The organism is Alcaligenes sp. NLF5-7 (assembly GCF_024266725.1).
GTDB classification, from domain to species: domain Bacteria; phylum Pseudomonadota; class Gammaproteobacteria; order Burkholderiales; family Burkholderiaceae_B; genus Alcaligenes; species Alcaligenes phenolicus.
In genome coordinates this window covers 3493328-3518633 of sequence record NZ_CP100755.1, presented here as the reverse complement: position 1 = coordinate 3518633, position 25306 = coordinate 3493328, and the positions used below count along the sequence as shown (strand labels likewise).

Here is a 25306-nt window from a genome sequence, read left to right as displayed (position 1 = left end):
CCGCTTTACTCGCCTTCTGCGGGCTGTTCCGTAAGCAAGCGATCCAGAATGGCTTGAGCACCTTGCTGCTTCAGATCTTCCGCCAGCGACAGGCCCAAGGCTTCCGCATCTTTGGCCGCACCCGTGATCTGAGCGCGGTACACCGTGGAGCCATCAGGTTCGGCAACCAGGCCGCTCAGGCTCAGCTCCTCGCCATTCAGGGTGGCATAAGCCGCCAATGGCACCTGACAGGAACCACCCAAGGCACGCGATACGGCACGCTCGGCCAAGGCACATACGTGGCTGGTGGAATGCGCCAAAGGCGCCAACCATTGAGCCACATCGGTACGAGTTTTCAGAATCTCGATACCCAAGGCCCCCTGCCCGGCGGCAGGCAAGCTGTCTTCGGTCGAGATGTAATCGCGAATACGCTCGGCCAATTCCAGACGACGCAAACCAGCCGAAGCCAGAATAATGGCGTCGTAATCGCCACGATCCAGCTTGGACAAACGGGTCTGGACATTGCCACGCAGGGGACGGATGTCCAGGTGCGGGTAGCGCTCTCGAATCTGAGACTCGCGGCGCAAACTGGAAGTGCCTACGATGGCACCAGCAGGTAAAGCCTCAAGATTGGGATAAGTATTGGAAACAAAAGCATCGCGTGGGTCGTCCCGCTCCATGATGATGGGCAGGTCAAAGGACTCGGGCAACACCACCGGCACGTCTTTCAGGGAGTGCACCGCCAGATGGGCGCGGCCATCCAGCAAGGCGGTTTCCAGCTCTTTGACAAACAGGCCCTTGCCACCCACTTTGGACAGCGTACGATCCAGAATCTGGTCACCACGGGTTGTCATTTCCAGCAAGGACACCTTGCACTGCGGGTACAGCTGCTGCAAAAGGTCGCGAACATGCTTGGCTTGCCACAAGGCCAGTTGACTGGCACGAGTGGCAATAACCAATTCCTGAGGAGTAGAAGCCACAGCGGTCATGCAGCAAAATAGCGCACGATGGCGGCAGCAACAATACCGATAATGGCCAGGATCCCTAAGCCTTGCAGCAGGGACAAACCGCTTTCCTGACCTTTGGCGTCGGAGGATTTAAAAATTGCCATAGAACTAAGCTTCCTTGGTAGAACCTTTACGGTGCGCCAGCCATTTGCCCAGCGCCACCACTAATAAGGCACAAACAATCTCGACCCCGAGTTTAACAGGCTGGGGCTGCACGCCAAATTGATTTTCCACAATCTTGTCCGTGACCAGCATGCCGCCTGCAATCCAGCCCAGCAAGGCACCGCCCAGGGTGACGACAATAGGGAAACGGTCGATCAGTTTCAAAACCAGGGTGCTGCCCCAGACAATAATGGGGACACTTAGCAATAAACCAAAGATCACGTAGCCCAGTTGATGATCCAGATGCGCGTTTTGTGCTGCACCGGCAATGGCAATCACGTTATCCAGGCTCATCACGAAATCCGCAATGATGATGGTTTTGACGGCAGCCCAGACGGTTCCGCCCCCTTGAATATTGCCGTGTGCGTCGTCGTCCGGCATCAGCAGCTTGATCCCGATCCACAAGAGCAAAAGACCGCCCACCACTTTCAAAAACGGCAGATCCAATAAGGTCAGAGCAAAGAAAATCAGGACTACACGCAGGATAATTGCGCCTGCTGTCCCCCACAAAATGCCTTGCATGCGCTGCTGCTTGGGCAAGTTGCGACAGGCAAGTGCGATCACGACGGCATTGTCGCCACCGAGCAAAATATCAATCAGTACAATTTGAAACAGTGAACCCCAATGCAGGGTTTGGAGGAATTCAATCATTTCGTTCCCGTATAGCTAAACGTGAGTTCTCTTCCCAGCCGCGGGACAAACGTTCTTTTTCTGTCGCCAGGCCGTCCCAAGACAACAACGCCCCTTAAAGCAGCAAACTAATCATAGCCTGTGCAACATCGGGGCTTCTTTTTCTTACTTGATTCGTTTGAGCATGATCAGGCTGGCCAGATTCGGGAAGGAATGCGCCGGGTTGTGGTGTTTTTCTTGACGAAACCGGCTGGCCAATTTTGCCCGGCTGCACAGGGCAGCCGGACAAAGAGCCCGCCAAAGCGGGCCCCGGTACTACTATTTACAGCACTTCTTTGAGCAGCTTGCCCATTTCGGACGGGTTGCGAGTGGTACGAATACCGCAAGCTTCCATCACTTCCAGCTTGGCGTCGGCCGTGTCGGCACCACCGGAGATCAGGGCACCGGCGTGACCCATGCGTTTTCCGGGAGGCGCTGTCACACCAGCGATAAAGCCAACAACAGGCTTGGTCATATTGTCTTTAGCCCACAAAGCCGCGTTGACTTCGTCTGGACCGCCGATCTCGCCAATCATGATAACGGCATCGGTATCAGGATCGTCGTTGAACATCTTGAGCACGTCGATGTGCTTCAGACCGTTGATTGGGTCGCCACCGATACCCACAGCCGAGGATTGACCCAGGCCCAGTTCAGTTACTTGAGCAACGGCTTCGTATGTCAGCGTGCCGGAGCGGCTGACCACACCGATGCGGCCCTTGCGGTGAATGTGGCCGGGCATGATACCGATCTTCAGCTCGTCAGGAGTGATCAGACCGGGGCAGTTCGGGCCCAACAACAGGGTTTTGCGGTTTTCTGCGCGCATGCGGTTGCGCACTTCCAGCATGTCGCGAACAGGGATGCCTTCGGTAATGCAGATAACCAGGTCCAGGTCAGCTTCAACAGCTTCCCAGATGGCAGCCGCAGCACCTGCGGGCGGAACGTAGATAACCGACACGGTTGCGCCAGTTTCAGCCTTGGCGTCGGACACGGAGGCGTAAATAGGTACACCTTCGAAATCCTCACCAGCACGCTTGGGGTTCACGCCAGCCACAAAGGCTTCCATGCCGTTACCGTATTCACGGCACATGCGGGTGTGGAACTGGCCGGTCTTGCCGGTGATCCCTTGCGTGATGACTTTGGTGTCTTTATTGATCAGAATCGACATTTGCTAATCCTCAACCTTTTCTTACTTGGCGGCAGCGACAACAGCAGTCGCCGCTTCGGCCATGGTGTCAGCACTGATGATGGGCAGACCGGAATCGGCCAGCATTTTCTTGCCCAGCTCTTCGTTGGTACCCTTCATGCGTACCACCAGAGGCACGTTCAGGTTGACGGCCTTGCACGCAGCGATCACGCCTTCAGCGATCACGTCGCAGCGCATGATGCCGCCGAAGATGTTAACCAGAATGGCTTTGACGCCCTTGTTGGCCAACATGATCTTGAAGGCTTCAGTAACTTTTTCGGCCGTAGCGCCACCGCCCACGTCCAGGAAGTTGGCAGGCTCGCCGCCAAACAGCTTGATGGTGTCCATGGTCGCCATGGCCAGACCTGCACCGTTCACCAGGCAGCCAATGTTGCCGTCCAGCTGGATGTAGGCCAGGTCGTACTTGCTGGCTTCAACTTCAGCAGGATCTTCTTCAGCCAGGTCACGGAAAGCCACGATATCGGGGTGACGGAACAAAGCGTTGCCGTCGAAGTTGAACTTGGCGTCCAGAGCGATGATGTCGCCCGAGCCGGTCAGGATCAGAGGGTTGATCTCGGCCAGTTCAGCGTCGGTTTCGGTGTAGCACTTGTACAGCTTCTGGAATTCAGCAACGGCTTTTTCGATAGAAGCGTCAGGAACGCCGATACCGCGAGCCAGCTTGGTGGCTTGCTCGTTGGTCAGGCCAACAGCAGGGTCCACGAATTCTTTCAAAATGGCGTCGGGGTCGCGCTCGGCCACTTCTTCAATTTCCATACCGCCTTCGCTGGAAGCCATCACGGCCACGCGCTGGGTAGCACGGTCGGTAACGATACCGACGTAGTATTCCTTCTTGATGTCCGCGCCTTCCTCGATCAGCAGGCGACCCACTTTCTGGCCTTCAGGGCCAGTTTGGTGAGTGATCAGCTGCATGCCCAGGATTTCCGAGGCCAGTTGACGCACTTCGTCCATCGAGCGAGCCAGCTTGACGCCACCGCCCTTGCCACGGCCACCGGCGTGAATCTGGGCTTTGACAACCCACACAGAGCCACCCAGCTCCTGCGCAGCTGCAACCGCTTCATCGACGGAGAAGGCAGGAATTCCGCGTGGCACGGCAACGCCAAACTGCTTAAGCAGTGCTTTGCCCTGATATTCGTGAATTTTCATGTGATACCTGTCAGTCTAAAAACACAATAAAAAAAGAAGGCAGGAACTCCAGGCCTGAGCCCGAGACCTGACTAAAACAAAAAACTAATCCACCCCGTCTGTGACTTTAGGTCGATACCAGACGGGATAAAACTCCTCAACCACGGGACCGCTCAAACGCAAGGCATGGCAGCCATCCAGATGGAAAGGCTGCTTGTCGGTGCGATAAATCTCTGATTCCCCGCTGCTGCGACGTCGCCCGGCCATGGTTTGTACGGCGGCGGTTGGCAGCACTTGTGCCAGCTCGCTCATGTGCGTACAGCCAGCCGAACGCCCAAAGCGCTCTTTGACACCCTGACGAAACTGCTTGAGCAAATTCAGGCCCACCAACTTCTGGTAGGCGTCCGCAATGGACGAACAGTTGTCCTGGTAAGGGGCTGCATCGTAGACCGCCACGGCATCCACAATGGCAAAGCTGCTATCGATAGTGATACGCAGATGCATCAGGTGGACAGGATCACCTGCCTTATGGGTTTGGCCGTTGCGTATGGGAAAGTCGTAGGACTTCACATCCAGCAGCGAGGCCTCCAGGTCCCAGAGGCCATCTTCCCGTGCAAACGACTCTACCGTGATGGTACGCGTATGCAATGGTTCACGGGCGACGGACGGCGGGGGCAAAGGCATTGATATGAACGGGGCGGCAAGATTGAAACTGATCAAGTATAACGCACCTCGTATGTTCCGTATCAGCCACTTACATAATCTGTAAGCGCATCCCAAGCGGGCCAAACACAGGATCTACGCGGTGTCGATCCTACGGTATACCAAATTTGCATGAAAAAAACGACCACCTGACGGGCGGTCGTTTTCATCCAGCCTGGGAAATCGAGTGGCAGGACGAAAAGCGCCCTGCCCTGTCAATCTATTCAAGCGGCTTATTTCAAGCCTGCACCAAATCAGGCTGCCGCCCGCAATGCTTTGGCCGCATCCACCATGGCCAGCAAGGCAGCCTCAGTTTCAGACCACGCCCGCGTCTTCAAACCGCAGTCGGGATTCACCCACAAACGGTCGGCGGGCAAGCGCTTGGCCGCCTCCCCCATCAAGCGCACTATCCAGTCCTTATCAGGCACATTGGGCGAGTGAATGTCATAAACGCCTGGGCCTATATGATTGGGATACTCAAAATTCTCGAAGGCATTCAGCAAGAGCATATTGGAACGCGAGGTTTCAATCGTGATCACATCCGCGTCCATATCGGCAATGGACTGCATGATGTCGTTGAACTCCGAATAGCACATATGCGTGTGAATCTGGGTTTCATCGGACACCGCGCTGGTGGACAGGCGAAAGCAATCCACCGCCCAATCCAGGTAGGCCTGCCAATCACCCTGACGGAGCGGCAAGCCTTCGCGGAAAGCGGGTTCATCCAGCTGGATGACACGAATGCCGGCCTGTTCCAGATCAGAAACTTCATCCCGCAAGGCCAAAGCCAGCTGGCGACAAGTATCGGCACGGGGCTGGTCGTCACGAACAAAAGACCACTGCAACATCGTCACTGGCCCCGTCAACATGCCTTTGACGGGCCGATCAGTCAGTGATTGGGCGTAGGAGGACCAGGCCACACTCATGGGCGTGATGCGCAGCACATCCCCAAAGATAATAGGCGGCTTTACGCAACGCGACCCGTAGCTTTGTACCCAACCGTTTTGTGTAAAGGCAAAACCACCCAGCAGTTCACCAAAGTACTCCACCATATCGTTGCGCTCGGCCTCGCCATGCACCAGCACGTCCAGACCGATCCGCTCCTGAAAACGAATAACTTGCTCGATTTCTGCCTGCATGGCTTTTTCATAAGCCGCATCACTCAGGGCTCCCCCACGCCAGTCGCGGCGAGCAGTACGAATTTCCGTGGTCTGAGGAAACGAACCGATCGTGGTGGTGGGATAGGCAGGTAACTTCAGCTTGTTGCGCTGGGCCTGGATACGCTGCGCGAAGGGCGTACGTTGACGCTTGAGCTGGTCAATCTTGGCCATCTGGGCTTGTACGGCAGGATTATGCGTGCGCTTGGACTCACGGCGCGTTTGCAAAGCAGCTTGCTGAGCTTGAACCGCTTGCTGACCCGCTTCGTCCAAAGTGCCATCCAGCAATCCTTGCAACAGTTTCAGCTCATCCAGTTTTTGCACCGCAAAGGACAGCCAGCTCTTTAATTCAGCGTCCAGGCCGGTTTCACTTTGCACATCCACAGGGACATGCTGCAGCGAGCAGGATGGCGCAATCCACAGGCGCTCGCCCAAAACCGCTTTCAAGGGCTTCAAGGTTTGAACCGTTTTTTGCAGATCCGTGCGCCAAATATCCCGACCCGAAATCACACCGGCAGACAGCACCTGGTCTTGCCCCAATACCGCTTGTACGGCCTGCAAAGCAGCCGGAGCGCGCACCGCATCCACATGCACACCCGCCACGGGTAAATCCTTCAATACCGCGACGTTCTTATGCAGATCATCAAAATAAGTCGCCAGCAGCAGCTTCAAGCCGGATTGATTCAGACCTTGATAAACGCGACGGAAGGCGTCTTGCCACGCTTGAGGCAAATCCAGAACCAGAACAGGTTCGTCAATCTGTACCCATTCCACACCCTGAGCTTTGAAACGGGCCAGCACTTGTTCATACACAGGCAGCAAAGTATCCAGCAAGGCCAGCTTGCCCGCGTCTGCCAAGCCCTCATAGGCATCGCCCTTGCCCAGCCACAACCAGGTCAAGGGTCCGGGAATCACGGGCTTGACCTTGTGCCCCAGAGCCTTGGCCTCTTCAATCTGCTCAAACAAGAATTCACGGGCAATCCGGAAGCTTTGACCTGGTGTGAATTCGGGCACGATGTAGTGGTAGTTTGTATCGAACCACTTGGTCATTTCACAAGCAGCGGCAGGGGTGCCGCTGGGCGCACGGCCACGCGCCATGCGAAACAAGGTATCCAATGACACGGGTGCATTTTCAGCCTGGCCGAAACGGGCAGGAACCGCTCCCAGCAAGGTGCTCCACTCCAGAATCTGGTCATACCAGGCAAAATCGCCCACAGGCACCGTATCCAGCCCAGCCTTGCCTTGCAAACCCCAATTCTGAGCGCGCAGAGCTTTGCCAGTCTCCAAAAGCTCTTGCTGGCTTACCTGACCGGCCCAATAGGCTTCCAAAGAGCGCTTCAATTCGCGCTGTGCGCCCATGCGAGGAAAACCCAGATTATGAATAATAGTCATAGTAAGCCCATAAATTAGAAATAAAAGGCCCGTATCAGGCGCCTGAAATCTATTGTGCCTGTATACTTACTTGAAAAAAAATCAAATACACCATGCTAATTATGAATTTTCCTCAACATGCTTGAAATCCGCCATCTCGAAACCCTGAGCGCCATCCGCGACAGCGGCAGCTTGCAAGAAGCCGCCGAGCGCCTGCATGTTACGCAGTCCGCCCTCTCGCACCAGCTTCGCGACCTGGAAGTGCGGCTTCAAGTGCAATTGCTGAACCGCCGCACCCGCCCTGCCCGCCTGACCACCGCCGCTCTGCGTATCCTGACGCTGGCCGATGACATCCTGCCGCGTGTACGCGCCACCGAGCGCGATTTGCAAAGACTGGCCGCCGGACGCACGGGACGCCTGCATGTGGCCATTGATTGCCACTCCTGCTTTCAATGGCTGATGCCAGCACTGGACGCATTCAGGCAGCAATGGCCTGACGTCACGCTGGACTTGAGCGCGGCTTTTTCCTTTGCGCCCTTGCCCGCCTTGATGCGCGGGGATCTGGATGTGGTGATCACCTCGGACCCGCAGGACAATCCGGCTGTCCATTACGAACCCCTGTTTCGCTACGAGCTGGTGCTGGCTGTCTCCAACCAGCACCCCTTGTCGCAGTACCGCTATGTAGAACCTTTCCAATTGACCGATCAGGTTCTGATTACCTACCCGGTAGAACGCAATCGTCTGGATATTTTTACGCAGTTCCTGACGCCAGCCGATGTGGAGCCCGCTGCGATTCGGCAGGCCGAGCTAACGCCCATGATCGTGCAACTGGTTGCCAGCCAGCGTGGTGTGACGGCGTTGCCAAACTGGGCCTTGACGGAGTTCTTGAACCCGACCTCGATTCGCACTTGCCGTTTGGGAGAGCACGGTATCTGGCGCACCCTATACGCCACGGTACGTAGTGAGGATTTACAAGCGGATTATGTGCAGGCCTTTTTGGCACAGGCACGAGAGACCTGCTTCAAAAGCCTGCAAGGAATCGTGGCGGCGCAGTCTTGAGCCATTTAGCAATGGCATGGCAAAACTCTGTCGCAAGCACTATGTAGATAGAGGAAAAGTACAGGCGGGCGGGCTCATGCCAACTTGAACGAGACCTCGTTTTTTGATGGCGGCAGCAGACAAGCAAGAAACACAGCAAAACGAAGTATTACAGATGGCTTATTCAAGCCGGATCGTCTTCCCAATCACCCAGAATCTGCTGCAAGATACGGCCCGAGAAGCCTCGGCTGGCCATGAAGCGATATTGCTTGGCGTAACTGCGGGGATCATCGGGCGGCGCACTGAATTTCTTGCCCCACACTTGCTTGGCCCGTTCCAGTTCGGTTGCCATCAACTCTTCTTTGATAATTTCGGTCTGTTCCACATCCACGCCATGCTGACGCAGTTCTTGCAGAATGACTCGGGTGCCCACACGCGAGGCACGGCGATTGACGACACTATGTGCGAAGCGCTCGTTGGACAGCCATTTCTGTTCGACCAGGGCGTCGAGCAAGGCCTCCACTTCTTCAGCACTTTCTGCATGGGGCGCCAGACGGCGGCCCAACTCCAGGCGCGAGTATTCGCGTCGGGATAAAAAATTCAACGCTCTGGCTTTAAGAGACAGCCCCGGCCGTTTGGACGGGGCTTTCTTTTCAGCAGCAGGAGCATTGTCGCCCAAGCTATCTTCTACGTTTCTGCCCGCCCGAGTGGGCCGGGCAGAAAGCGCAGCAACGCGCTCCCTTTGAGCTTGTTTACGTTCCCGGATTTCCTCCGGGTCTGTCTCAAAGGGTTCGTCATCGAACTCTGGGGGAAAAATCAGACTTCTCCCTCGGCCGGATCAACCACAGGAGCAGCGGCTGGACGGCTGACAGCAGCGCTCATCAGGGCAACGCCCAGCTTTTCACGCACTTTGTTTTCGATTTCGCGGGCCAACTCGGGGCGCTCTTTCAGGAATTCGCGCACATTGTCCTTACCCTGACCAATGCGGTTGCCGTCGTAGCTATACCAGGCACCTGCCTTGTCGACCACGCCGGTTTGTACACCCAGATCGATAATCTCGCCTTCACGGGAAATACCGCTGCCATACATGATGTCGAATTCGGTTTGCTTGAAAGGAGGCGCAACCTTGTTCTTGACCACTTTAACGCGGGTCTCGTTACCCACCATTTCGTCGCCACGCTTGATGGAACCGATACGGCGAATATCCAGACGCACGGAGGAGTAAAACTTCAGCGCGTTACCACCCGTGGTGGTTTCAGGGTTGCCGAACATGACGCCAATCTTCATACGGATCTGGTTAATGAAGATGACCATGCAGTTAGCGCGTTTGATGGTGGCCGTCAATTTACGCAGGGCCTGGCTCATCAGACGGGCCTGCAGACCGGGCAAGGAATCGCCCATATCGCCTTCAATTTCAGCCTTGGGAGTCAAGGCAGCCACCGAGTCGATAACAATCAGGTCTACCGAACCCGAACGCACCAGGGCTTCGGTAATTTCCAGAGCCTGCTCGCCGGTATCAGGCTGGGAGATCAACAGATCACCCAGATTCACGCCCAGTTTTTGAGCGTATTGCACGTCCAGCGCGTGTTCGGCGTCAATAAAGGCACATGTGCCTTTGAGCTTTTGCATCTCTGCAATCACTTGCAGGGTCAGCGTGGTTTTACCCGAAGATTCCGGGCCGTAAATTTCAATAACGCGACCACGTGGCAGACCACCGACGCCCAAAGCAATGTCCAGACCCAAGGAACCCGTGGAGACCACCTGGATGTCATGCTCGACGTTGTCGTCGCCATAACGCATGATCGAGCCCTTGCCGAACTGCTTTTCGATTTGCGACAGAGCGGCGGCCAGCGCTTTGGAACGTTCCGAGGCCACTGCTTTGCTGTTTTTATCGTCCATGAAAAATCCTTGACTGTGGAATGGCGCCCCAACGGACGGGCACGGCAATTAAAAATCAAACCTAATTATTGCATCAAATTATACTGTATATATACACAGATATTCAAATAAATTAACTAGCCGGCATCGTTATCCCCTACTGACCAGCCTTACAGCCTTGTGCAACAATGCCGAACAGCCACTCAATCATCTGTTTGTGTAGGGTCATGCGCATACTAATAGCTGAAGACGACAGTATTCTCGCGGATGGACTTTCTCGCTCCTTACGCTACGAAGGCTATGCGGTTGATGTCGTGCACGATGGCGATAGCGCCGACTCGGCCTTGCAGCTGCAAAGCTTTGACCTTCTGATCCTGGACCTGGACCTGCCCAAAAAGCCCGGCCTGTCGGTGCTGCAGTCAATCCGCCAACGCCAGGACACCCTCCCCGTTCTGATCCTGACTGCCAGCGATACGGTCGAACAGCGTGTGCGCGGTCTGGACCTGGGCGCGGACGACTATATGTCCAAACCCTTTGCCCTGACCGAACTGGAAGCCCGTGTACGCGCCCTGACGCGTCGCAGCACCGGCACCAGCAGCGCCTTGCTGCATCACAAACGACTAAGCTTCGACCTGAAAGGTCGCATGGCTTATATAGACAATCAGCCCCTGGAGCTGTCGGCGCGTGAAACCAGCTTGCTGGAGATTTTCCTGTCGCGCAGCGGCCGCATGATCAGCAAGAACCAGTTTGTGGATCTGCTCTGTGAGTGGGGTGAGGAAGTCACCCCTAACGCCATCGAGGTCTATATCCACCGCCTGCGCAAAAAACTGGAGCCTAGCGGCGTACGCATCCTGACCGTGCGTGGTCTGGGATACTGTCTGGAACCGGAAAAATTGCGAGAAGACGCTCCAGCCTAAAGGATCGTCCATGCAGCACGCTACGCCCCCAACCAGCAACAAGGCTGCGCCTGCCAAAGGCAAGCGTGTCGCACCACGCCCGCTCATTCACAAGATCATGATCTGGATTTTCGGGCCTTTGTTTTTGCTGTGGACGGTAGGCATTGTCATTACCTACTTCATCGCCCAGCACATTGCGAACTCCCCTTACGACCGCACCTTGCGCGATCACCTGGACTTGTTGCGAGTGGAAATCAGCCATCAGGATCTGAGCCAGCCCATCCATTTATCGCACGGGGCACAGACAATTTTGCGCCAGGAAAGCCCGACCCCTACGCTATGGCAAATCCGCGATGCCAATGGCGAGCCACTGGCTGGCAACGCGAATTTGCCGGTTCCCGACAGTTGGGGATATGACACCGACCTACTGCGCTACCGGGACGTTATTCTGGATGATCAAAGCCTGCGGCTGGCCTATGTCTGGGGGGGCAAGGACAAAAACGACACGCCCTTTCTGGCGGTTGCTGCCGAAACCAATGAACATAGAGCGGTGCTACACAGAGAAATTCTGATCGGGATGCTGACACCGCAATTCATTCTGGTACCGTTGGCGGCCATGCTGGCGGGCCTGGGGCTGACACATGGCCTGGAGCCGCTGAACCTGCTGCAAGCGCGCTTGCGTGCTCGTGCGCCCGGTGATTTATCGCCGGTAGATCAAGAGCAGGCGCCTGCCGAAATTGTGCCGCTGATTGATGCCATGAATGGACTCCTGGCCCAGCAGGCACAATTTTCAGCCACTCAAAGGCAGTTTGTGGCCAATGCGGCCCACCAGTTGAAAACGCCGCTGGCGGGGATACGCACCCAAGCCGAACTGGCCCTGCGCGAGCGCGACCCCAGGCAGACCGAAGCCAGCTTGCAACAACTGGTACGCGGCACCGACCGGGCCACGCGCCTGGTCACCCAAATGTTGGCCTTGGCCCGTGCCGAAAGCAGCGATGCCCTGTACGCCCCTACCAAGCAAACCCTGGACCTGAATACCCTGACTGAATTGCATGTAGGCCAGCGTGTGCCCGATGCCTTGAAACTGGGGCTGGATCTGGGGCTGGAAAACACTGCCAAGGCTATCCTCTTGCAAGCGGATCCGGTCCTGCTCGATGAGCTGATCAACAATTTGCTGGATAACGCCCTGATCTACACCCCTGCTGGCGGCTGGATCACCATGCGTACCGGCCAGACTCAAGGCAAGGGCTGGTTGGAAATCGAGGACAACGGCCCCGGCATTCCCACGGAACATAAAGCACGAATTTTTGATCGTTTTTATCGCATCATGGGCAACCAGGCAGACGGTAGTGGCCTGGGGCTGGCCATTGTGCGGGAGATTGCCGACATTCACGGCGCCTCCATCGACTTCATGCCACTGACTGGGGGCCAGGAAAGCGGCCTGCGCTTACGCGTCAGTTTCCCACTGTCTTTGCCTTGGAGAGCCTGAGCACATGCCCCAGACAATCACCAGTGCAACCTTCCCGAAAGCCAAGAATAAGCTGGACACCCAGGGTCGCAAAGTTATTTTTGCCTCCGCCCTGGGCACCATGTTCGAGTGGTACGACTTCTATCTGTACGGCTCCATGGCCGCCATTCTGGCGCAACACTTCTTTTCCGCCGTTAATCCGACAGCCGGCTTTATCTTTGCCTTGTTGGCCTTTGCCGCCGGTTTTGCCGTACGCCCCTTTGGAGCCTTGCTCTTTGGTCGTATTGGCGACCGCGTGGGCCGCAAGTACACCTTTCTGATCACCATCTTGCTGATGGGACTGTCCACCTTTTTGGTCGGCGTACTACCGAGCTATGAAGCCATCGGGATTGCCGCCCCCATCATGCTGATCGTCCTACGTCTGCTGCAAGGCCTGGCCATGGGTGGCGAATACGGCGGTGCCGCCACCTATGTGGCTGAGTACGCGCCCCAGCACCGTCGCGGTTTTTACACCAGCTGGATTCAGACCACCGCATCCGTGGGTTTGCTGCTGTCCCTGCTGGTCATCATGGGCATACGCAGTCTGGTCGGGGAAGAAGCATTTGTGGTTTGGGGCTGGCGCATTCCCTTTCTGATTTCCGTGCTGCTGCTGGCGATTTCCGTCTGGATACGGATGAACCTGAAAGAGTCACCTGCCTTCCAGCACATCAAGGAAGAAGGCACGCTGTCGACCTCGCCCATTACCGAATCCTTCGGGCGCTGGGCGAATCTGCGCATCGCCTTGCTGGCACTGTTCGGCCTGACGGCCGGCCAAGGCGTGGTCTGGTACACGGGGCAGTTCTACGCCTTGTTCTTCATCACCCAAATGCTGGGTTTGCATGCCACCTTGGCGCAAACCTTGATGGTAATTTCACTGCTACTGGCCACCCCGCTATTTATCTTTTTTGGCTGGCTGTCGGATCAAATCGGGCGCAAGCCCATCATCCTGACGGGCTGTTTGCTGGCCGCCCTGACCTACTACCCGGTCTTCCAGGGCCTGGCCTATTTTGCCAACCCCGCTTTGGTCCAGGCGCAGCGCAACGCGCCCGTCACTGTTATTACCGACCCGGCCAGTTGCTCCTTCCAGTTCAATCCGGTGGGCAGCCACACCTTCACCAGCTCTTGCGATATCGTGAAGTCCTACATGGCCAGCCACGCGGTCAGCTACAACAACGTCAAGGGTTCACCCGGTCAGGTGGCCCAGGTACGCATTGGCGATCATGTGATCGATGGTTTTGAAGGCGGACATCTGAGCCGCGCCGATTTTGCCCGTCACTCGCAAGAGTTGCGCAATGAGTTGACTCAGACCATGCGCCAGTACGGCTACCCGGACGGCGCAGACCCGGAGCAGATCAATAAAGTGATGCTGGTGGTTCTGCTGACCTATCTGGTGGGGCTGGTAACCGCGGTCTACGGCCCCATTGCGGCCATGCTGGTGGAGATGTTCCCGATCCGCATCCGCTACACCTCCATGAGCCTGCCTTATCACATTGGCAATGGCTGGTTCGGGGGTTTTTTGCCCACCCTGTCCTTTGCCATGATTGCCGTCACTGGCAATATTTACGATGGTTTGTGGTACCCGATTCTGATCTGTCTGGTGACGGTTGCGATTGGTGCGCCCTTTGTGCGGGAAACCCGCCATAACGACATCAATCGTTAGCCAGTCCAGGCAAAAAACGCGTTGCACCGGCCATTTCCCGCGCTCTGTCAAGCAAATGCAAGGGTCCGTAAATGGCGGGGCGGCACAGGAAGATCTGCGCGTACAATCGAACATTGCCTCGGGCTTTACGCCCGCCCTTTTTCTTCTGTTTATTTATCTTCGTATCCATGTGGTTTAAGAATCTACGCATCTATCGCCTCTCCCCCGACTGGGTATGTTCCGCCGAAGAGCTGGAAGAAGCTCTTTCCAAACACAGCTTCACCCCTGGTTCCAGCCAGGAACCGCTAAGCCTGGGCTGGGTCAGCCCACGCGAGAACAGTGCTCTGGTGCACGAAGTTAACGGTCAGTACCTGATCGCTCTGCGCGCCGAAAAGAAGCTGCTGCCCACCACAGTGATCAACCAAGTCGCTCGTGAGAAGGCTCGTGATATCGAAGAGCAGCAAGGCTACAAACCTGGCCGCAAGCAAATGAAGGAAATCAAGGAACAAGTCATTGTGGACTTGATGCCTCGTGCCTTCGCCGTCTCGCGCGACACCCGCGTCTGGCTGGATACCCGCAACCACTGGCTGGCTATTGATGCCGCGGCTACCGCCAAGAGCGACGAAGTTCTGGGCCTGCTGGCCAAGAGCGTGGAACCTTTCCCCGTGCAGCCTCTGTATACCGAGCAATCACCCGGTGCCGCCATGACCTCCTGGCTGGTGGGCGAAGAGCAACTGGCCAACTTTACTGTGGACCAGGACACTGAACTGCGCTCCACCGGCGATAGCGGTGCTGCCGTGCGCTACGTGAAGCAAAGCGCCGACATTGACGAAGTGCGCAAGCACGTTGAAGCCGGCAAGCAATGCACCCGTTTGGCCATGACCTGGGCGGATCGCATCAGCTTTGTGCTGACCGATGCGCTGGACGTCAAACGCGTGGCCCCACTGGACATCCTGACTGAAAAACAAGATGTGACGGCCGTCAACGATGACGAAATCTTTGACGCTGACATGACCTTGATGACCTCCGAGCTGGCCAAGATGATCAGCGATCTGGTCGAAGTCCTGGGCGGCGAACGCAAGTAAGCCCGGACCACACAGCCCGCTTGGCTGAACCGCCCTTCAGGCCAGCTCCTGCTGGGCGGCGCGATACACACCGGGCGTCATGCCCGTCCAATGGCGGAAAGCCCGGTGAAATGTCGCTGGCGAACTGAACTTCAATGCGTAAGCAATTTCAGCCAGCGACATATCTTTGCGCAGCAATTTGAAAATCGCCAAATCTCGGCGCAGCTCATCCTTGATCCCCTGAAACGACAGGCCTTCATCTTGCAGCCTGCGTATCAGCGTGCGCGCCGACATATGCAATTTGCCGGACACATCCTGCAAGGTGTAGCCTAGGTCGGTATGCAAGATTTCCCGCACTTTGAGGCGCAAGGCATGCTCGTGATAGGAGGTAAAAATCCAGTCACGCGGCGCACGCTCCAGAAAGGCTCTGGCCTCAACCTGAGTGCGTTGTGGCCGTACCTGCCCCAACTCCACGCCAAACAAGATATGCGAGCACGGCGCATCAAAACTGACTGAAGCGGGAAACAGCACCGAATAGTCCGCCGCAAAAGCCGGTCTGGGAAATGCAAAGGCCACTTGCTGCACCGGCACCTCGCGCCCCATCAGCCAGGACACAATTCCGTGCGTCAGCTTCAGCATCAGTGCATGGCCGAAACGATGCACATAGGCGGTGGGATAACGCGGCACCAGCTCAATGCCCAACTCTTTATCCGTGCGTATCAGATTCAGGCTGAAATCATCCAGCAGCAGATTCCAGAACTGGGTGAAACGGTACAAGGCCACATTGATGGATGGCGCGTCCCGCACGGTGCGCACAATGTATTTCAAGGCCCCGGCGCGTATGGGCCGAGTCCAGAAACCCATCATCTCATCGCCCGTTTTCCTGGCGCTTTCCTGATACAGGCGCACCAGTTGATCACGCGTCAAACGAGCGCCGGGCCGATCAATAAAATCTTTCACGATGCCCGCCTGCTTCAGGCAATGATCCAGCACATGTTCGGAATAGCTGGTGCGCAGGCTATGAAACCAGTCCTGAACCAGATCCAGCGCCACGGTGGCCGTATGGGCTGCATCAACGGGCACCGGGAGCGTGCCGGGCAAAGCATTCATTTCCTATGACCTCTCAAAGATTGTCACTTTTTGCATATTCGACGTCAGTATTCGCTATTGGGTAAGGTGCTAAACCATCCTATGCTGACACACATAATACAAGGAGACATCACCATGTTAGGCACTGGAAATATGATGCATATGCCCTTGCTCATCAGTTCAATTCTCACCCACGCCGTAGAGAATAACCCTGAGCAGGAGATTGTTACCGCTTTGGATAATGGCGAGCTTCATCGCTACAGCTATCTTGAATTTGCCCACCGGGTTCAGGATCTGGCTCTGGGACTGCGCCGAGAAGGCCTGCAGCCCGGCGAACGCGTGGCAACTTTGGCATGGAACACCTACCGCCATCTGGAAATTTACTACGCCACCTCGGGCATCGGTCTGATCTGTCACACCGTGAACCCGCGCCTGACGCGCGAGCAAATTGCCTTCATCATCAATGATGCTCAAGACACGGTGATGTTCTACGACGAACATTTTGAAGAAATGATCAGCTATCTGCGCGGCCAGTGCCCCACCGTCAAGCAGTGGGTACGCATGGGCAGCCAGGCTCAAGGCCCTTTGGCCGATGAATACGAAAGCTGGCTGGGCAATGACAGCACGGGCTTTGAGTGGCCTGTGTTTGATGAAAATACTGCCAGCGGCCTGTGCTACACCTCCGGCACCACGGGCGATCCCAAAGGTGCCCTGTACACCCATCGCTCCACCCTCTTGCATGCCTACGCCTCGGCCCACCCGAACGCACTGTGCATTGCCAGCGCTGACGCCGTCATGCCTTTGGTCCCCATGTTTCACGTCAATGCCTGGGGCCTGCCTTACTCCGGCCTGATGTCCGGAGCCAAAATTGTTCTGCCCGGTGCAAATTTGCAGGGAGAGCGCATTTACTCCCTCTGCGAACGCGCTGGCGTCACCTTGTCCGCCGGTGTACCCACCATCTGGAAAACCGTGCTGGACTATGCCAAAGCCAATGGCAAGCAATTCACTACCCTGAGCCGCATCCTGATCGGCGGTTCCGCTTGCCCACCCAATATGATTGCCGCCTGGGCGGGCTACGGCATTACCGTGCGCCACGCCTGGGGCATGACGGAAACCTCGCCGCTGGGCACTGTTTGCCAATTGCTACCCAAACACAGCGATCTGCCCGAAGCCCAGAAGCAGCACGTGCTGGCCTCGCAAGGCCGTGCCCTGTTCGGCGCACGCCTGAAAACTGTTGACGACGAAGGCAATACCTTGCCACGCGACGGCAAGAGCAGTGGCCACCTGCTGATCCAGGGCAACTGGATCTTGGATCGCTATTACGGCAAACCCGATCTGGCCAGTGAAAACGGCTGGTTCCGCACGGGCGACGTAGGCTCCATCGACGCCGATGGCTACGTCTACATTACCGACCGCAGCAAGGATGTAATCAAGTCCGGTGGCGAATGGATCTCCTCGATCGAGATTGAGAACATCGCCATGGAAGAGCCTTTGGTTGAGCTGGCTGCCTGCATCGCCCAGGCCGACGACAAATGGGGCGAACGCCCCGTGCTGTTCGTGGTGCCACGCGAAGGCGCTGAGCTGGACGAGGCCCACATGCTGGAGCGCTATCAGGATCGCGTCACCCGCTGGTCCGTACCCGACAAAGTAATTTTCATCGACCAGATGCCGATGACGGCAACTGGAAAGATTCAAAAAATGGCACTGCGCAAAATGCTGGCGGATCAAACCGACCCCAGCTGATTTGCACCACTGCCCTCGCATTTACGTAACACAAGGAGTTTTTTATGGCCGCCCCTTTCCTGCTCACCACCGAGTTGGACAACATCGGAATTGTCACGCTGAACAAGGCGCACAAGCGCAACGCCCTGGATGAAGATGCCATTGCTGAAATTGATGCGTACTTCTCCAATATTCCCGAGCACATCCGGGTCATTCTGATGAAGGCAGAAGGCGACCATTTCTGCGCGGGCCTGGATCTGAAAGAACACCATGACAAGGAACGCGGCGCCGTGGATTTTCTGCGCGTCTGCCAAAGCTGGCACCGTGCTTTTGACAAGATCGAACACGGCGGCATCCCCGTCATTGCCTGCCTGCAAGGCGCGGTCGTGGGTGGGGGCCTGGAACTGGCTAGCGCAGCGCACATTCGCGTGGCCGACAGCAGCACCTTCTTTGCCCTGCCTGAAGGTACACGCGGCATCTTTACCGGCGGTGGCGCGACCGTTCGCACCGCAAAAATCATTTCTCCCAACCGCATGATCGAACTGATGCTGACAGGCCGCGTGCTCGATGCCGTGGAAGGAGAGCGACTGGGGCTGGCGCACTACGTGTGCAACAACGAAGCCAACCCCAAAACAGCCTATGAGCTGAGCCTGGAACTGGCCCAGCGCATTGCAGGCAATGCCATCTTGTCGAACTACGCCATTGTCAGCTCGATCAGCCGCATTGCCGATATGTCTGCCACCGATGGCCTCTTTGCCGAGGGCTTGATGGCAGCAGTAGTTCAAACCGGGCGGGACGTGCAGGAACGCTTGGGGGAGTTTGTTAATAAGAAAGCTCATAAAGTGAAGCCGACCAAATAATATCGGCCAGGCGGACATGGGCAGTAATCACAACAATACGGAGACAAAACCATGCTGTCGCATCAAGAGTTAAGCCGGCAACTAGCCGGGCTACAGGAATATGAGCAACTCAAGTCGCAGCGTCGGCGTCTGGCATTTGCCTGCGCCGGCATCTGCCTGGGGCTGACCGGCCTGTTTATCGTGACGGCCATTTTTTGGCCCGGCGTTCTAACCCATGACCTGGGCAGTGGAGGAGCTGTCAACAGCGGCATGGTGTACGGGGTAGGACTGATTCTTGTGTCCTGGTTATTAACAGGCGTGTATATCCACGTCGCCAACACGCGCTTTGATCCGCTTTGCGAACGTGTACTGGCAAAGGTGCGCCCATGAATACACAAGCGATTCTGATTTTTGCCGCCTTTGTGGTCGTGACCCTGGGCATCACCTACTGGGCCTCGTCGCGCACTCGTTCCAGCTCGGACTTTTACACCGCCGGGGGTGGCATTACCGGCACGCAAAATGGGCTGGCCATTGTGGGTGACTACATGTCCGCCGCCACCTTGCTGGGTATTTCGTCCCTGGCCTTTACCAACGGCTTTGACTCGCTGTTGTATGCGGTCTGCGCCTTCATGGGCTGGCCGGTCATCATGTTTCTGATTGCCGAGCGCTTGCGCAATCTGGGCCGCTACACCCTGAGCGACATCGTCTCGTACCGCCTGGATGAACGCAGCACTCGCATCTTTACCGCGATCAGCTCGCTGACCGTGGTGCTGTTCTACCTGATCGTGCAAATGGTCGGCGCAGGACAACTGGTGCAACTGCTGTTTGGCATCGACTACACCTATGCCGTGGTGGCCGTGGGCTTGCTCATGATGGTGTACGTCGTGGTGGGTGGCATGGTGGCAACCACCTGGGTACAAATCATCAAGGCTATCTTGATGATGGGTAATGGCTTCTTGATGGCTGGCCTGGCCCTGTACTACTTCAACTTCGACTTTTCCGCCCTGGTCAGTGCGGCGGCCGAACACCACCAGGCTGGCGCGGCCATGAAAGGCCCCTGGAAGCTGATGGCTGATCCGTTCTCGGGCCTGTCTCTGGCGGTGTCACTGGTGTTTGGTATTGCCGGTCTGCCTCACATCATGATGCGTTTCTTCACCGTGCCTGATGCACGCGCTGCCCGTAAATCGGTCTTCGTCGCAACGGGTTTGATGGGCGTCTTCTTTGTGGTGATCTGCTTCCTGGGTCTGGCTGCCATGGCCATCCTGCCCAACTACCCCGAGTTCTATGTGGACGGCAAGGTAGGCGGCATGGTGCTGGGCGGCTCGAACATGCCCATCATGCACCTGGCAACGGCTTTGGGTGGCAACCTGCTGTTTGGTTTGCTGGCCGCCGTGTCCTTTGCCACGATTCTGGCCGTGGTCAGTGGTTTGACCCTGGCCGGTGCCTCGGCAGTTGCACATGACCTGTACGCCAAAGTCATCCGCCGCGACGATGTCACACCCTCGCAAGCCATGCGCGTCAACCGTCTGGCCTCGATCGGCATTGGCATTGTCGCTATTTTCCTGGGCCTGCTGTTCCGTGACCAGAACGTGGCGTTCCTGGTTGCCCTGGCCTTCAGTATTGCCGCCTCGGCCAACTTCCCGGTCTTGCTGATGTCCATGTACTGGCGCGGCATGACCACTCGCGGTGCCATTTATGGCGGTTTGAGCGGCCTGCTTGTGGCCCTGGGTCTGGTGATTCTGTCGCCAGCCGTCTGGGTTCGCATTCTGGGCTTTTCCGAAGCTGTATTCCCTTACGACTTCCCCACCCTGATTTCCATGCCTTTGGCATTCTTCATGATTTACTTTGTATCGAAACTGGACAGCAGCCGCCGCGCCAGCGAAGACCGGGATGGCTTTGACGCCCAACAGGTCCGCGCTGAAACTGCAGTCGGTATTGCCGCTGTCTCTCACTAGATACTTGGTACTCTGGCGGTAGCCCAGCCCGATCGGGTTACCGCCCCTTGTTTTAATTCATCCCAGCAGGAGCATCACCATGACAGAGTTAAACACCCCCGAAATTGCTCACTACATCGGAGGTGGCCAGCAGGCTGGCGCCGGTACACGTACTCAACCGGTGTACAACCCGGCCACCGGCCAGGTCAGCGCCAAAGTCAAACTGGGTAGCCAGCAAGATATTGACGCCGCTGTGGCCAGCGCCCAGGCCGCTTTCCCCGCCTGGGCCGACACCCCACCGCTACGCCGCGCCCGTGTGCTGTTCAACTTTTTATCCTTGCTCAACGAGAACAAGGAAAAGCTGGCAGCCATGATTACGGCCGAGCATGGCAAGGTTCTGTCCGATGCAATGGGCGAAGTCACCCGCGGTATTGAAATTGTGGAATTTGCTTGCGGCATTCCTCAACTGCTCAAAGGCGATTTCACCGAACAAGTCAGCACCAATATCGACAACTGGACCATGCGCCAGCCCTTGGGTGTGGTGGCCGGTATCACCCCGTTCAACTTCCCTGTCATGGTGCCCATGTGGATGTTCCCTGTCGCCATCGCGGCGGGTAACACCTTTGTGCTCAAGCCCAGCCCTATCGACCCCAGCCCCAGCCTGTTCATTGCCGAACTGCTGAAACAAGCCGGTCTGCCCGATGGCGTGTTCAACGTGGTGCAAGGTGATAAAGACGCGGTTGAGGCGCTGGTCAATCACCAGGACGTGCAAGCCGTCTCCTTCGTGGGCTCCACCCCGATTGCCAATCGCATTTATGAAATGGGCGCCATCGGCGGCAAACGCGTGCAAGCCCTGGGCGGTGCCAAGAACCATCTGGTCGTCATGCCGGATGCCGACATCGACCTGACCGTGGACGCCCTGATCGGTGCCGCCTACGGCTCGGCTGGCGAGCGTTGCATGGCCATCTCGGTAGCCGTGCTGGTGGGGGACTCTGCCGAGCGCATCCTGCCCAAGCTGGAAGAACGTACTCGCAGCCTGAAGATTCTGAACGGCACCAATGCCGCCGCCGAAATGGGCCCCATCGTGACACAGCAAGCGCGCGAGCGCATCAGCAGCTGCATAGACAAAGGTGTACAGGAAGGCGCCAAACTGTTGGTCGACGGTCGCGAATTTGACGGCGCCAAAACCGGTGAAGGTTGCGAGAACGGCTTCTGGATGGGTGGCACCCTGTTCGATCACGTCACCCCCGACATGAGCGTGTATCAGGAAGAAATTTTCGGCCCTGTGCTGTGCTGCGTACGCGTACCGGATCTGGCCAGTGCCATTGAACTGATCAACAAGCACCAGTTCGGCAACGGCGTAGCGTGCTTTACCAGCGACGGCAACGTGGCCCGTGAATTTGGCCGCCGCATCCACGTGGGTATGGTTGGTATCAACGTGCCAATTCCAGTGCCAATGGCCTGGCACGGTTTTGGTGGCTGGAAGAAGAGCCTGTTTGGCGATATGCACGCTTATGGTGAAGAAGGTGTCCGCTTTTACACCCGCCAGAAATCCATCATGCAGCGCTGGCCTGAAAGCATCTCCAAGGGTGCGGAATTCGCCATGCCTACGTCCAAGTAAATCACGAACAAAAAACCGGGGCTCTGAATCAGAGCCCCGGTTTTTTTTAATGCTTGCGTGTACTTAGCGCTGACACCTGCTCAACTTAGTACATGCCGTGGAAAACCGCATCATCCGGGCCGATGTGCGAAGGAGGATTCCAGGTCACATCGCGCATGGAATGCTGCACCAGCGTTTCCACACCCAGCAGCACAGCAAAAATCGCCATACGCACGGGAATACCATTGTCAGCCTGACGGAAGATGGCCAGTCGAGGGTCGTGGTTCAGATCCACGCTCAAATCGTGGGCACCTTCACGGCTATCGCGTGGCAGTGGATGCATCACAATTACATCGGGGCCGCAGCAGCGGTCGATAATGGCTTTATTGACCTGGAAGTCCGCCGTGAAGCTGCCGTCCTGCCCTTCTTCGAAACGCTCTTTCTGCACACGCGTAGCGTAAATTACATCCACACCAGGCAAGCCCTTTTCCAGGGACGTCGTCTGCTCGATGACGTGCTTACCTTGCTTGGCCACCTGCTCCACAATGTGCTCGGGCATTTCCAGGCCGGGGGGCGAGATCAGGGTGAATTTCAGGCCACGGTACATGCCCAGCAACTTGATCAGCGAATGCACGGTACGGCCATACTTCAAGTCACCCACCAGAGCGATATGTGCGCCATCCAGCAATTTGCCCAGGCGGGAAAATTCAGTGCTGATGGTGTACAAATCCAGCAGCGCCTGGCTGGGGTGTTCACCCGCACCGTCACCACCGTTCACCACAGGAATGTTGGTGGCACGCGCAAATTCCGCGACCGAACCTTGCTCAGGGTGACGAATCACCATGGCATCCACATAGCCGCTCATGACGCGGCTGGTGTCGTAAATGGATTCGCCTTTGGCCATGGAAGAAAAGGTAAAGCCAGTGGTATCGCACACCGAACCACCCAGGCGGCAGAAGGCCGAGCCGAAGCTGACGCGAGTACGGGTGGAGGCTTCAAAAAACAGGTTACCCAGCACCGCCCCTTCCAGCACGCGCGACACTTTTTGACGGCGGGCGATGGGCTGCATGATATCGGCCAGGCTGCACAGTTCTTCCACGGTTTCGCGGGTGAACTGGTCTACGGACAAGAGCTGATGCTTGCCGCCGGTGGCAATACGGTCACGCAAAGGACCGGACTGTGCGCTTTGCGCATACTTGCTCAGCAAGGCTTCGTTTTCCACGATTTCCGTGACAAAACGCTGCACCACTTCGGGCATGGCCCGCGACTCCAAAGAGCCTTCAGGCAGCAGCCAGGTATCCAGTGCACGACGCTTCACCCCAATACGTGCCGCAAAAACGTCACGAGTCAGGTTCAGGCGACGCATTGCATCACGCAAAAAAACTTGTTGGGAGACGGCCATATTAGCTCTCGCTTATGAAATATACGCAATGCGCACATTTTAAGACTGCGGCTGATAAAAAAGCGAGCAAGAATTGAGACTATTGCAGAAAATACAACGACACTCTACGCAGCAGGCTTGAAACGCTGCTGTCTGAACGTAGCGTTCAAATGGAAGGCAAGCTAAGGATGTTGCCGATAAGGCATAGTGTAGGGCTGGGCTTCGTCATTATTGGGAACGACAAAACCGTCGTAATCTTGCTGGCCGGAGGTAAGCCACTCGCTATGCTGATAGGCAAAATCGGCCAGGCCCAAGGTACCCCATACGCCAATTACAAAAAGAGCCAGGCTCAAGGCCAGAAAGAAGGCCGAACAGAAACCGGGTATCCAGGCCCAGCGTCGCCCTGCTTTGGAGCTGTGCCACGCCAGGGTCCAGTGACTCCAGCACAAGGCCAGAAACGCCGAAACCAGCCCCATCAGAAAAACGAACAAGGGCAGGCGCAAAAAAGCGGGGACGAAAACAGATCCAATCGCTCCAGTGCCCATCAGCATGATGAACAGCAGCGCAGCCCCATGCAGGCAGACCAGAACCCGAAAAGAAAGAATATAAAAAGCGAGACTGCCTGGCGGGGTCACCATACCGACTTTCCTGTTAGTAACAAGAGCGGCGGGTTTGCACCCACCGCGTTTTTCAAAAAGCCGGGCATGGGTGAACCCAGGACCAGGACAGCATTCAGACGAGCCAGCAGCGCTTACTTCTTACCGTTGGTCTGGGTAGCCTGTGGACCGGCAATCGCGCGGGCAGCAGCCAAAGCGTTAGCTTCCGTACCGACCATGAAAATCAGGCGACCATCTTTAACGGGCGAACCGTAAGCAGGGGCAGCCAGCATGGTGTCACCCACGACCAAAGCCAGACGCTTTTTGGGGAACTGAGTGGTAACTTGCAGCAGACGCTGAGCAGCCTCTGGAGTCAGATCCAAAGCCAGCAAACCTTCTTTGCTGTCGTTGGTGCCGGCTTGCACGCCAACCAGATCCTCACGCACCACCACGGCACGCGGATTCACAAACAAGACACCATTAGGTTGCACGTCGACACGTGCCCAACCCGCTTGTTCCTGAGTATCAGCCAGGAAGATCTGTACAGGCGCAGCTTGCTGCTCGGCACCAGCTTGAGCCTGAGGCTGCTGGGCACCCGTCGCAGGCGTGGAGGGAGTGGTTTGCGTTGCGGCGCTGGAGGTGCCAGCTTTGTCGCTCGGCTTTTCTTGAACGGTTTGACAAGCGGCCAAGGCGACCAGGCCAACAGGAGCCAAAATTCGAGCGAGTGTGCGTAAAGTCATCATAGTGAAG

23 protein-coding genes are annotated in these 25306 nt (G+C 56.7%); 10 read left to right on the top strand and 13 right to left on the bottom strand.

The genetic code is table 11. The annotated features are described in order from the left end of the window. Positions 1–5: 5 nt before the first annotated feature. The 7 genes from hemC to metE all read right to left on the bottom strand — a co-directional run bounded on the left by hemC (position 6) and on the right by metE (position 7394). A complete protein-coding gene (gene hemC, locus MID00_RS16185; RefSeq protein WP_009461790.1) occupies positions 6–968 on the bottom strand; it encodes a hydroxymethylbilane synthase in 963 nt (320 codons plus the stop codon). Beyond that, positions 965–1090 carry a hypothetical protein gene (locus MID00_RS20620; protein WP_003799533.1) on the bottom strand — a complete coding sequence of 42 codons (126 nt, stop codon included), beginning with the start codon at positions 1088–1090 and terminating at the stop codon, positions 965–967. The genes hemC and MID00_RS20620 overlap by 4 nt, the downstream gene beginning before the upstream one ends. Before the next feature lie 4 nt (positions 1091–1094). Then, positions 1095–1799, bottom strand: a complete 705-nt coding sequence (locus tag MID00_RS16180) for a TerC family protein (protein ID WP_009461786.1) — start codon at positions 1797–1799, stop codon at positions 1095–1097. A gap of 301 nt (positions 1800–2100) precedes the next feature. Beyond that, positions 2101–2982 (bottom strand): succinate--CoA ligase subunit alpha, encoded by an 882-nt coding sequence (sucD, locus tag MID00_RS16175; RefSeq protein WP_009461784.1) that lies wholly within the window; start codon positions 2980–2982, stop codon positions 2101–2103. 21 nt (positions 2983–3003) lie between these two features. After that, entirely contained in the window at positions 3004–4164 is a 1161-nt protein-coding gene (sucC, locus tag MID00_RS16170) for an ADP-forming succinate--CoA ligase subunit beta (RefSeq protein WP_009461782.1), read from the bottom strand. A gap of 84 nt (positions 4165–4248) precedes the next feature. Further along, positions 4249–4827, bottom strand: coding sequence for a DUF2889 domain-containing protein (locus tag MID00_RS16165; protein WP_035272843.1), 579 nt, complete (start codon positions 4825–4827; stop codon positions 4249–4251). Positions 4828–5099: 272 nt separating this feature from the next. Further along, the gene (gene metE / locus MID00_RS16160; protein ID WP_254499063.1) at positions 5100–7394 is read right to left on the bottom strand and encodes a 5-methyltetrahydropteroyltriglutamate--homocysteine S-methyltransferase; all 2295 of its coding nucleotides are present in this window, start codon (positions 7392–7394) and stop codon (positions 5100–5102) included. A 117-nt stretch (positions 7395–7511) separates the two neighbouring features. Here metE and MID00_RS16155 point away from each other — a divergent pair, with 117 nt between their 5' ends. Then, a complete protein-coding gene (locus tag MID00_RS16155) occupies positions 7512–8432 on the top strand; it encodes a LysR family transcriptional regulator (protein WP_254499062.1) in 921 nt (306 codons plus the stop codon). Positions 8433–8595: 163 nt separating this feature from the next. On the opposite strand, the gene recX is transcribed toward MID00_RS16155, so the two are convergent. Then, positions 8596–9015, bottom strand: coding sequence for a recombination regulator RecX (gene recX / locus MID00_RS16150; protein ID WP_063690512.1), 420 nt, complete (start codon positions 9013–9015; stop codon positions 8596–8598). A gap of 212 nt (positions 9016–9227) precedes the next feature. Further along, positions 9228–10310: a recombinase RecA gene (gene recA / locus MID00_RS16145; RefSeq protein ID WP_021446515.1), complete on the bottom strand. Its 1083-nt coding sequence runs from the start codon at positions 10308–10310 to the stop codon at positions 9228–9230. A gap of 206 nt (positions 10311–10516) precedes the next feature. On the opposite strand from recA, the gene MID00_RS16140 reads away from it, so the two are divergent. From MID00_RS16140 to MID00_RS16125, 4 genes are all read left to right on the top strand, one after another. Then, on the top strand, positions 10517–11206 hold the full coding sequence (locus tag MID00_RS16140; RefSeq protein WP_003799515.1) for a response regulator transcription factor: 690 nt from the start codon (positions 10517–10519) through the stop codon (positions 11204–11206). 10 nt (positions 11207–11216) lie between these two features. After that, positions 11217–12674 carry a sensor histidine kinase gene (locus MID00_RS16135; protein ID WP_254499061.1) on the top strand — a complete coding sequence of 486 codons (1458 nt, stop codon included), beginning with the start codon at positions 11217–11219 and terminating at the stop codon, positions 12672–12674. A gap of 100 nt (positions 12675–12774) precedes the next feature. Beyond that, the gene (locus tag MID00_RS16130; RefSeq protein WP_230940555.1) at positions 12775–14352 is read left to right on the top strand and encodes an MFS transporter; all 1578 of its coding nucleotides are present in this window, start codon (positions 12775–12777) and stop codon (positions 14350–14352) included. Positions 14353–14519: 167 nt separating this feature from the next. Next, positions 14520–15416, top strand: coding sequence for a recombination-associated protein RdgC (locus tag MID00_RS16125; protein ID WP_254499060.1), 897 nt, complete (start codon positions 14520–14522; stop codon positions 15414–15416). Between the two features lie 36 nt (positions 15417–15452). On the opposite strand, the gene MID00_RS16120 is transcribed toward MID00_RS16125, so the two are convergent. Continuing rightward, positions 15453–16505, bottom strand: a complete 1053-nt coding sequence (locus tag MID00_RS16120) for an AraC family transcriptional regulator (protein WP_009461767.1) — start codon at positions 16503–16505, stop codon at positions 15453–15455. Between the two features lie 114 nt (positions 16506–16619). Here MID00_RS16120 and MID00_RS16115 point away from each other — a divergent pair, with 114 nt between their 5' ends. From MID00_RS16115 to MID00_RS16095, 5 genes are all read left to right on the top strand, one after another. Next, positions 16620–18227 (top strand): long-chain-fatty-acid--CoA ligase, encoded by a 1608-nt coding sequence (locus MID00_RS16115; protein WP_031231977.1) that lies wholly within the window; start codon positions 16620–16622, stop codon positions 18225–18227. A gap of 44 nt (positions 18228–18271) precedes the next feature. Then, the gene (locus MID00_RS16110) at positions 18272–19066 is read left to right on the top strand and encodes a crotonase/enoyl-CoA hydratase family protein (RefSeq protein ID WP_009461766.1); all 795 of its coding nucleotides are present in this window, start codon (positions 18272–18274) and stop codon (positions 19064–19066) included. A 51-nt stretch (positions 19067–19117) separates the two neighbouring features. Further along, positions 19118–19435: a DUF485 domain-containing protein gene (locus MID00_RS16105; RefSeq protein WP_009461765.1), complete on the top strand. Its 318-nt coding sequence runs from the start codon at positions 19118–19120 to the stop codon at positions 19433–19435. Next, the gene (gene actP / locus MID00_RS16100; protein ID WP_009461764.1) at positions 19432–21000 is read left to right on the top strand and encodes a cation/acetate symporter ActP; all 1569 of its coding nucleotides are present in this window, start codon (positions 19432–19434) and stop codon (positions 20998–21000) included. Before MID00_RS16105 ends, actP begins: the two co-directional genes overlap by 4 nt. Positions 21001–21079: 79 nt before the next feature. Further along, positions 21080–22600, top strand: a complete 1521-nt coding sequence (locus MID00_RS16095; RefSeq protein ID WP_254499059.1) for a CoA-acylating methylmalonate-semialdehyde dehydrogenase — start codon at positions 21080–21082, stop codon at positions 22598–22600. A gap of 85 nt (positions 22601–22685) precedes the next feature. Here the strand turns inward: MID00_RS16095 and MID00_RS16090 are convergent, their stop codons facing one another. The 3 genes from MID00_RS16090 to MID00_RS16080 all read right to left on the bottom strand — a co-directional run bounded on the left by MID00_RS16090 (position 22686) and on the right by MID00_RS16080 (position 25299). Then, complete coding sequence (locus MID00_RS16090; RefSeq protein ID WP_026483408.1) at positions 22686–23981, bottom strand: aspartate carbamoyltransferase; 1296 nt, start codon at positions 23979–23981, stop codon at positions 22686–22688. 161 nt (positions 23982–24142) lie between these two features. Beyond that, positions 24143–24598 carry a hypothetical protein gene (locus MID00_RS16085; RefSeq protein ID WP_021446511.1) on the bottom strand — a complete coding sequence of 152 codons (456 nt, stop codon included), beginning with the start codon at positions 24596–24598 and terminating at the stop codon, positions 24143–24145. A 113-nt stretch (positions 24599–24711) separates the two neighbouring features. Then, on the bottom strand, positions 24712–25299 hold the full coding sequence (locus tag MID00_RS16080) for a hypothetical protein (protein ID WP_009461761.1): 588 nt from the start codon (positions 25297–25299) through the stop codon (positions 24712–24714). Positions 25300–25306 lie beyond the last annotated feature (7 nt).

Bases quoted from the DNA above. Each gene is read 5' to 3' on its own strand.
- MID00_RS16180 (WP_009461786.1), bottom strand. From the start codon at position 1,799: ATGATTGAATTCCTCCAAACCCTGCATTGGGGTTCACTGTTTCAAATT.
- recA (WP_021446515.1), bottom strand. From the start codon at position 10,310: ATGGACGATAAAAACAGCAAAGCAGTGGCCTCGGAACGTTCCAAAGCG.
- MID00_RS16085 (WP_021446511.1), bottom strand. From the start codon at position 24,598: ATGGTGACCCCGCCAGGCAGTCTCGCTTTTTATATTCTTTCTTTTCGG.
- MID00_RS16120 (WP_009461767.1), bottom strand. From the start codon at position 16,505: ATGAATGCTTTGCCCGGCACGCTCCCGGTGCCCGTTGATGCAGCCCAT.
- MID00_RS16140 (WP_003799515.1), top strand. From the start codon at position 10,517: ATGCGCATACTAATAGCTGAAGACGACAGTATTCTCGCGGATGGACTT.
- metE (WP_254499063.1), bottom strand. From the start codon at position 7,394: ATGACTATTATTCATAATCTGGGTTTTCCTCGCATGGGCGCACAGCGC.
- MID00_RS16115 (WP_031231977.1), top strand. From the start codon at position 16,620: ATGTTAGGCACTGGAAATATGATGCATATGCCCTTGCTCATCAGTTCA.
- MID00_RS16125 (WP_254499060.1), top strand. From the start codon at position 14,520: ATGTGGTTTAAGAATCTACGCATCTATCGCCTCTCCCCCGACTGGGTA.
- MID00_RS16095 (WP_254499059.1), top strand. From the start codon at position 21,080: ATGACAGAGTTAAACACCCCCGAAATTGCTCACTACATCGGAGGTGGC.
- MID00_RS16155 (WP_254499062.1), top strand. From the start codon at position 7,512: ATGCTTGAAATCCGCCATCTCGAAACCCTGAGCGCCATCCGCGACAGC.
- sucD (WP_009461784.1), bottom strand. From the start codon at position 2,982: ATGTCGATTCTGATCAATAAAGACACCAAAGTCATCACGCAAGGGATC.
- hemC (WP_009461790.1), bottom strand. From the start codon at position 968: ATGACCGCTGTGGCTTCTACTCCTCAGGAATTGGTTATTGCCACTCGT.
- MID00_RS16090 (WP_026483408.1), bottom strand. From the start codon at position 23,981: ATGGCCGTCTCCCAACAAGTTTTTTTGCGTGATGCAATGCGTCGCCTG.
- MID00_RS16165 (WP_035272843.1), bottom strand. From the start codon at position 4,827: ATGCCTTTGCCCCCGCCGTCCGTCGCCCGTGAACCATTGCATACGCGT.
- MID00_RS16080 (WP_009461761.1), bottom strand. From the start codon at position 25,299: ATGATGACTTTACGCACACTCGCTCGAATTTTGGCTCCTGTTGGCCTG.
- MID00_RS16130 (WP_230940555.1), top strand. From the start codon at position 12,775: ATGTTCGAGTGGTACGACTTCTATCTGTACGGCTCCATGGCCGCCATT.
- MID00_RS16135 (WP_254499061.1), top strand. From the start codon at position 11,217: ATGCAGCACGCTACGCCCCCAACCAGCAACAAGGCTGCGCCTGCCAAA.
- actP (WP_009461764.1), top strand. From the start codon at position 19,432: ATGAATACACAAGCGATTCTGATTTTTGCCGCCTTTGTGGTCGTGACC.
- MID00_RS20620 (WP_003799533.1), bottom strand. From the start codon at position 1,090: ATGGCAATTTTTAAATCCTCCGACGCCAAAGGTCAGGAAAGCGGTTTG.
- MID00_RS16110 (WP_009461766.1), top strand. From the start codon at position 18,272: ATGGCCGCCCCTTTCCTGCTCACCACCGAGTTGGACAACATCGGAATT.
- MID00_RS16105 (WP_009461765.1), top strand. From the start codon at position 19,118: ATGCTGTCGCATCAAGAGTTAAGCCGGCAACTAGCCGGGCTACAGGAA.
- sucC (WP_009461782.1), bottom strand. From the start codon at position 4,164: ATGAAAATTCACGAATATCAGGGCAAAGCACTGCTTAAGCAGTTTGGC.